The following is a 7,326-nucleotide window of genomic DNA, read 5'->3' on the forward strand; positions in this document are numbered from 1 at the left end:
AACTCGGCCGCAGCGGCCTCGGCCGCCTCGGCCGCAGACAGCGCGGGCGGCGGCGGCGGAGACACTCCGATCGGCACGTCGGGGTCCGGCTGCGACCGGGGCTGCGGGGCTGTCACCCGTCCAACCTAGCAAGCGGGTCCCCCGCCGCCCCGGGTCGCGTCGGGATCCTTCGCAGACCGGGGCAATTGTCACGAATGCGCAACGGACGCGCCGCGCTCGGCGGCTTTCCAGGTGCCCTCGCTAGCATGAGTGGCTGGCACGAAGAGGTGTCCATCTTATGAACGGACAGTGACCCCATCGTCAGGAGAGAAACCGTGACCACCCAGATCGTCATCCTCGCCGCCGGCATGGGCTCGCGCCTCGGACGCAGCCTCCCCAAGCCCCTCACGGCCCTGAACGACGGTCGCACCATCATGGGTCAGCAGCACGACAACATCCGTGCCGCGTTCGGCTCCGCCGCGAAGATCACCACCGTCGTCGGCTACCGCGCCGAGACCGTCGTCGACGCCTTCCCTGACGCGACGTACGTCTACAACGACCGCTACGACCAGACGAACACGTCGAAGAGCCTCCTCCGTGCGCTGAAGGCGACCGGCAAGGGCGGCGTCCTGTGGATGAACGGCGACGTCGTCTTCGACCCGCGCGTGCTGGGTCGCGCCCTTGCGCTCATCGAGGCCGACCAGTCCTTCGTGACGGTGAACACGTCGAAGGTGAGCGACGAAGAGGTGAAGTACACCGTGGATGCCACGGGTCACATCGCCGAACTCTCCAAGACCGTCGTCGGCGGTCTGGGTGAAGCCGTCGGCATCAACTACGTCTCGCGCGCCGACAAGCCGGCTCTCATCGCCCAGCTCGGCCGTGTCGACGATCAGGACTACTTCGAGCGCGGCATCGAGCTGGCGATCGCGGAGAACGGCGTTCGCGTGCAGCCGCTCGACATCTCCGACCTGTACGCCGTCGAGGTCGACTTCGCCGAAGACCTCGAGCGCGCGAACCTCTACGTCTGATCGCACGCCTACGTCTGATCAGGGCAACGGTCAAGGGACCGGCGCGCAGCGCCGTCCCGATCTATCCTCGAGCACGATGAGCGACGTCCACCGTATCCACTCCCTCCCCGCCGACGCCCCGTGGGACAGCGGGTTGCCGCCGGAGGGCTCCCCGGAGCACCCGTGGATGATCCGTATGCTCGACCGCGTGCTCGCGGTGCAGCGGCCGGCCGTGCTCGCCCACCTGCGGGCCATCCACCGTCGTCACCCGGATGCGTCCACCGCTGACCTCGCGCGCATCCTCGAGCGGCGGTACCTCGCCGCGGTGACCACCGGAGGAGCCGCCGTCGGGGCGACCGCCGTTGTCCCCGGCGTCGGGACCGGCATGACCCTCGCCCTCAGCGGTGCCGAAACCGTCGGCTTCCTCGAGGCGACCGCGCTGTACGCGCAGTCCCTGGCTGAACTCCACGGCATCCGGATGGAGAATCCCGACCGCGCCCGCGCGCTCGTCCTCACCCTGATGGTGGGCAAGGAGGGCGTCGACCTGGTGTCCCAGTTCGCGCGTCAGGTGAACGGCTCCGGGCCGACGCGTGACAAGTATTGGGGCGATCTCGTCACCACGTCTCTTCCCCATGCCGCGGTCGGCCCCCTCGTCGACCGGTTGAAGACCGCATTCCTGCACCGTTTCGCCGCGAAGGGTGGCGCATCACTGCTCGGGAAGGCGCTGCCGTTCGGCGTCGGAGCGGTCGTCGGCGGCACCGGCAACCATCTGCTGGGGCGGAAGGTCGTCGTTGGCGCGCGTCGCGCGTTCGGTCCGCCGCCACTCGTCCTCCCCGAGGATCTGCGCGCCCAGCCCGGCCCGCGCCGCTCACTCCCCCGCCTCAAGGGACGGAAAGACACGCGCGGAGATCAGTCGGGCGAGCCCGCCTGACGCAACCCCCGCGGGCGGCTTCTAGGCTGGGACGGTGACCCCCGTCCTCATCGCGCTCCTGCTGGTCAACGCCGCCTTCAACACGCTGGTGTGGCCCAGCTTCTACCGGCGGGTGTCCCGTGACCCGCGCGCACGCGATGACAGCGGCGCGCCGACGAGGTTCCTGATCGTCCACGCCGTGCTCATCGGGACGGCACTGCTGATCGCGGCGGTATCGGCCGTCGTCGCGATCATCGCCCTCACCGACGGGGCGTGAGCCTCACTCGTCGTCGAGCTCAGCCTCATCGACGTCGTCGGCACTCTCCTCGGTGACCGCGTGCCACCGATCCCACTCCTCCATCAACTGTGCGATCGCGGCGTGGAAGCGCGCGGACGCGACACCGGGCCGGGTGTCGCCGAAGTAGTGCCGGACCCAGTGCTCCAGCCGCTCCACGGACGCCGGGTCGGTGCGGACCCGCTCGACCGCGTCGAGCAGCTGCGCGGGGGTGCCGGCGTCGAGCCATTCGGCGTCACTCAGGTAACCGCCGGTGTCGACGGTCGCTGACGGTTCGACGGGTCGGGTGACCAGGAGGGGAAGGCCCGCCGCGAGGCGGTCGTAGACCATCGCCGAGATGTCCACGACGGCGACCTCCGCCGCGGCCAGCTGCCAGCCGAGCTCGGGACCGTCGTCGAAGACGTGCTGGGCGTCACGGTCGGCGGCGTTCGCCGCGGCGATCGCGGCGAGGATGCGTCGGTGCGCGGCAGCGTACTCCGGGTCGACGACTCCCGAGCGCGGGTGCGGACGGTAGATCAGGCGGTGCGACGGCGACGCGAGGATCGCGGACACCAGGTCCTCGCCGTGGCTGCGGATCGAGCCGTACAGCGCGGACGGGCGATCACCCTCCCACGTGGGGGCGTAGAGGACGACGGTCCGCTCGTCCGGGGTGAACGGCACCGCGCCGGAGAAGTGGTCAGCCTGCGGCCGACCGATGGCGATGGTGCGGGCGTCGAGGTCGTACTGCCACAGCACCCTCGAGAGTCGGGCACGCGCGGCATCCCCCGCGATGAGCGCATAGTCGTAGGCCTTGAACTGGTTCGTGGTCATGTACATCTTGTCGGACTCGCCGTGGTTGATGAAGACATGCCAGCGGTGCCCGTACCGGAACATCTGGAAGTTGCGGGTGTTCTGGTTGACGTAGAGGACGACGCGGATGTCCTGCGAGGCGATGTACGACTCGAGGTCGCGCACCATCGGGACGAAGGCCACCGGCAGTCCGGCGTCTTCGATCAGTGCGCGGGCGCCGGTGGGGTTCCGGCTGAGGACGACCACCGGCCAGGTCTCGGCGAGCTTCTGCAGCGGCTTGTACCACTGCCGGACCTGGTAGATGTTGAGGTCGCCGTCGGCGAAGTAGACCGCGACGCGGAAATGGTGGTCCGGATGCCGCGGGGTCGACGCGAGGCGCCTGCGCACATCGTGTACGGCGACACGGTTCTTCGCCGCCTTCTCGACCAGCGCGAGCACCTTCTTCACGTCCGCGATGGCACTCATCCCGCCAGTTTACGGCCCGCCCTCCTGAGCGCCCGCCTCGCGCCACCCCCGCGCGACGCCGTCGGCGCCGTGTTCCCCCATGACATGATCGACGGGTGCACGACGAGAACCCGGCGCCGCAGGACGCCCCTGCTGCGCCGCCGGGCGTCACCTTCGTCATGCCCGTCCTCAACGAGCGTGACTACCTCGAGACAGCGGTCACCACCGTGCTCGCCCAGGAGCTCGACGAACCCCTCGAGCTGATCCTCGCCCTCGGACCCTCGCGGGACGGCACGACGGAGCTCGCCGAACGCCTCGCCCAGGGCGACGACCGGGTGCGCGTCGTGATGAATCCGCAGGCCGACATCCCGGTGGGTTTGAACCTCGCCATCCGCGCCGCGCGCTACGCGACGATCGTCCGGGTCGACGCGCATTCCGAGCTCGACGCCGCGTACACGCGCGACGCGCTCGCGACCCTCGCCCGGGTCGGGGCGGCAAACGTCGGCGGAGTGATGCGCGCCGACGGCCGCACGCCCTTTCAGCGCGCCGTCGCGCGCGCATACAACTCGCCCATCGGGCTCGGTGGCGGCGCGTACCACGGCGGCGCCACGGAAGGGGAGGCGGAGTCCGCCTACCTCGGGGTCATGCGCCGGGCCGTGCTCGAAGAGGTCGGGATGTTCGACGAGAGCATCCGCCGCGGCGAGGACTGGGAGCTGAATCTCCGGATCCGCGCCGCGGGGTACCGCGTGTGGTTCGACCCTTCCCTGGCCGTCACCTACTGGCCGCGGGAGAGCTGGCCGGCGCTCGCTCGGCAGTTCTTCGCGACCGGCACGTGGCGCGGTGAACTGGTCCGGCGGTTCGGTCGTCAGAACTCACTGCGCTTCTTCGCGCCGCCCGCGCTCGTGGCGGCGACCGTCGTGGCCCTCGTCACGGGCGTCGTGCAGGCCGCAGGTGTGCTGCCGGCGTGGCTCGCCCCGTGGGCGCCCGTGCTGTACGCGCCGCTCGGCCTCTACGCCCTGGTGGTGCTGGCGGTCGCGGTGATCTCCCCCGGTGGCATCCGCGAGAAGGCATGGCTGGCGGCTGTGATCCCCACGATGCACCTCTCGTGGGGAACCGGGTTCATCGGCGGCCTGCTGCGGGGCGCGAGCGACACGGTCGACACGTCGCGTCTGGACCGCAACACGCCGTTGCCCTGACGAGATCTGACGAGACAGGGGCGACGCGTGGTCAGCCGAGGAAGCCCTGGTCGCGGAGGCGGGCGACGACCCGCTCGGCCGACCGGCCGTCCTCACGCGCGGTGAAGCGGGAGCGCCAGGACTCGTACCGGGCGGCGAACCGGTCGGGGGCGTCCACATCTCGAAGGCTCTCGGTGAGCGCTGCCTGCGTGTCCACGACGGGCCCCGGCGCCCGCTCGGCGAGGTCGAAGTAGAACCCGCGCAGTCGACCCCGGTAGTGCTCCAGGTCAGGCACGAAGAAGTACATCGGCTTGCCGGTCGCGCTGAAGTCGAACATGACCGAGGAGTAGTCGGTGATGAGGCCGTCTGCGGCCAGCAGCAGTTCGGAGACGTCCGGGTAGGAGGTGACGTCGATCACCCGCGCTCCGGACGTGTCGCTGCCCGGGATGAGTGTGCGCGAGTGACCGCGGACGAGCAGGACGGCATCCGCGTCCCGGGCGAGCTTCTCGAGGTCGAGGAAATCGACCATCTGCTCGCGGTCGTCCCGCCACGTCGGTGCGTAGAGGAGCGCCCGCTCCCCCGGGGCGATGCCGAGCACGTCGCGGATCGCCGCGGCATCCCCCGTTCGGAGGACATCGTTGCGGGGGTAGCCCTCGATCCAGACCGGCTTCCGGAAGAACGCGTAGGCCTTGGTGAGGATGCCGGCGGCGTAGGGGTTCTGAGCGAGCAGCACGTCCCAGCGGCGACTCTCCTTGATGACCGCGACAGCTCGGCGCGGATCGAAACCCGGGCGGTGCAGTGCCAGCCGCTTCAGCGGCGTTCCATGCCACGTCTGCAGCACGCGCTGGCCGGGACGGCGGACGAACCGTCGCCGCAACCAGTCGTTGACGACCAGCAAACGCGACTCCGCGCGAGCCTGCCACCAGGCGGCGCTTCCCTCGACGATCGGGACGGCCCCGTCGGGGACGGCCACCGAGCGGTCGACGACGCTCCAGTACCGCACGGTGCTCGGAGAGACCCGTGCGATCTCGGCGTCGAGGGCGCGCGGGTTGCACCCCGCGGTCCGGCCGTAGAAGCTCTCGAAGAACACCGCATCGCGAACGGCGACCTGCTCGGTCGCGTACCGCCGCTCCAGCTCCGCCTGGCCCTCCCCCGACGCTTCTTCCGGGGTCAGCGGAGCGGATGCCACGATCCGCCCGTCGACGACGGCGACGTTCAGCTCTCCCGTCCGCTCGACCGGGACGTCGGCGATCTCGGCGGGCGCGCCGTCGAGCAGCACGGTGTACTCGCCGGACGGGATCGGAAGTCGCGGACCCGCCCACAGTGACGCGGTGAGCGGCAGGGTTGCGCGCCAGCCGCGGCGCGCGGCGTGCACCTCGCCGGGCAGCTCCACGCGGCGCCCGCGCAGGGTCACGGCAGCCGGTGCGGGCCCGTCTCCGTCGAGGTGCAGCGCGGGCGCTTCTCCGGCGCTCAGTTCGGCGCGGATCATGGCTTCCCCCCGTTGGCGGCGACGATCGCACCATACACGCGCTCGGCGCTCCGTCCATCGCGGAAGGCGTGGACGCGCGCACTCAGAGCCCGGGCGCGATCCCGGCGACGCTCGGCCTCTGCGGCATCCGTGAGCACGGTGACGATCTGCGCGCACACGTCCTCCCACTGGGTCGCCACGTCCGTTGCGACGTCGCGGTACGCGCCGTAGAACCCGCGCGTGCGGGAGTAGTCCGCCTCGTCGGGGGCGAAGAACACGACCGGCACCGGGATGAGAGCGGTGTCGAAGACGAGGGACGAGTAGTCCGTGACGAGGAGGTCGATCCCGGGCAGGATGGGGGTCGCTTCGGCGAGCAGATCGGCCCCGAGCGATCGGACTCGGTCGGTGCCGCCGGGCGGGGTGTAGTCGCCCGCTCCGAGCGGGTGGGACCGGATCAGCAGGACCGCGTCGGCGCGCTCGAGAGCCGCGAGGATGCCCGCCCATTCGCCCGCCGTGGGGACGCCTGAGTCGGCTTCGCCGTCGCGCCACGTGGGCGCATAGAGCACCACCGGGCGCTCGCCGAGGTCGCCGACGACGTCCTCGATGAGGGCTCGTGCGCGCTCGCGGCGGGCGGCGGGCTCACCGACGAGGAGGACGTCCGTGCGCGGCTCCCCGGTGACCGGGACCCGGGAGTCCGCCAGCCCGAAGGCCGACTCGAGACGTCCGCGGACGAGGTGCGACGCCGCCGGGAGGAGGCGGATGCGACTCTGGGTGCGACGGTAGGCGAACGTGAGGAACCGTCCGAGGCCGGGAATCCCGCGCGGCGCCCGCGCGGTGACCGGTGAGTCCAGGCCGATGCGCTTGAGCGGGATGCCGTGCCACAGCTGCACGAGGAAGGCCCCGGCCGTAGCGTAGCGGTTCACATCGCCGGCGCCGTGGGTGACGACGACGACCCGCGCCCGGGCGGTCTCCCAGAAGCCGCGGAGCGTCGCCTTGGGGACGGGGCGGATGCCCAGCGCGGCGGCGTCGGCTGCTTCTCGATCGGATGCCACGAGCCATACGGTCCGGTGACCGGCGGCATCCGCGTGACGCCAGAGCGCGAGCGCCCCTTCGCCGACGCCGATCGCGCAGCCGAAGACCCAGCGGCGAGGCGAGCGCGGGATGAGACGTGTCGCGAGAGAGCCCAGCAGGTGCAGCGGGAGCCGGACCAACTGGGCGGCATTGCCCGACCCGAACGAGAACGACCCCACCCCGCAGGT

At 71.1% G+C, this 7,326-nt stretch carries 7 protein-coding genes; 4 read left to right on the forward strand and 3 right to left on the reverse strand.

All coding sequences use genetic code 11. From position 1 onward, the window contains the following. Positions 1-314 precede the first annotated feature (314 nt). From ACHFGS_RS13530 to ACHFGS_RS13540, 3 genes are all read left to right on the forward strand, one after another. Positions 315-1,007: an NTP transferase domain-containing protein gene (locus ACHFGS_RS13530; RefSeq protein ID WP_394279691.1), complete on the forward strand. Its 693-nt coding sequence runs from the start codon at positions 315-317 to the stop codon at positions 1,005-1,007. Between the two features lie 76 nt (positions 1,008-1,083). Then, entirely contained in the window at positions 1,084-1,917 is an 834-nt protein-coding gene (locus tag ACHFGS_RS13535) for a hypothetical protein (RefSeq protein WP_394279690.1), read from the forward strand. A 34-nt stretch (positions 1,918-1,951) separates the two neighbouring features. Next, positions 1,952-2,173: an SCO4848 family membrane protein gene (locus ACHFGS_RS13540; RefSeq protein ID WP_394279689.1), complete on the forward strand. Its 222-nt coding sequence runs from the start codon at positions 1,952-1,954 to the stop codon at positions 2,171-2,173. Positions 2,174-2,176: 3 nt separating this feature from the next. Here ACHFGS_RS13540 and ACHFGS_RS13545 read toward each other — a convergent pair whose 3' ends face one another. Further along, on the reverse strand, positions 2,177-3,445 hold the full coding sequence (locus ACHFGS_RS13545) for a hypothetical protein (protein ID WP_394279688.1): 1,269 nt from the start codon (positions 3,443-3,445) through the stop codon (positions 2,177-2,179). Between the two features lie 158 nt (positions 3,446-3,603). Between ACHFGS_RS13545 and ACHFGS_RS13550 the strand changes: the two genes are divergently transcribed. Next, positions 3,604-4,620 carry a glycosyltransferase family 2 protein gene (locus ACHFGS_RS13550; RefSeq protein ID WP_394289555.1) on the forward strand — a complete coding sequence of 339 codons (1,017 nt, stop codon included), beginning with the start codon at positions 3,604-3,606 and terminating at the stop codon, positions 4,618-4,620. A gap of 31 nt (positions 4,621-4,651) precedes the next feature. Here ACHFGS_RS13550 and ACHFGS_RS13555 read toward each other — a convergent pair whose 3' ends face one another. Both ACHFGS_RS13555 and ACHFGS_RS13560 read right to left on the reverse strand, forming a co-directional pair. Next, positions 4,652-6,088, reverse strand: coding sequence for a CDP-glycerol glycerophosphotransferase family protein (locus ACHFGS_RS13555; protein WP_394280296.1), 1,437 nt, complete (start codon positions 6,086-6,088; stop codon positions 4,652-4,654). Beyond that, positions 6,085-7,326, reverse strand: a 1,242-nt coding sequence (locus tag ACHFGS_RS13560; RefSeq protein ID WP_394289554.1) for a CDP-glycerol glycerophosphotransferase family protein, incomplete at its 5' end; no start/stop codon positions are given. The genes ACHFGS_RS13555 and ACHFGS_RS13560, both read right to left, overlap by 4 nt.

The sequence above is a fragment of the Microbacterium sp. genome (assembly GCF_043427715.1).
Taxonomy (GTDB): Bacteria; Actinomycetota; Actinomycetes; order Actinomycetales; family Microbacteriaceae; genus Microbacterium.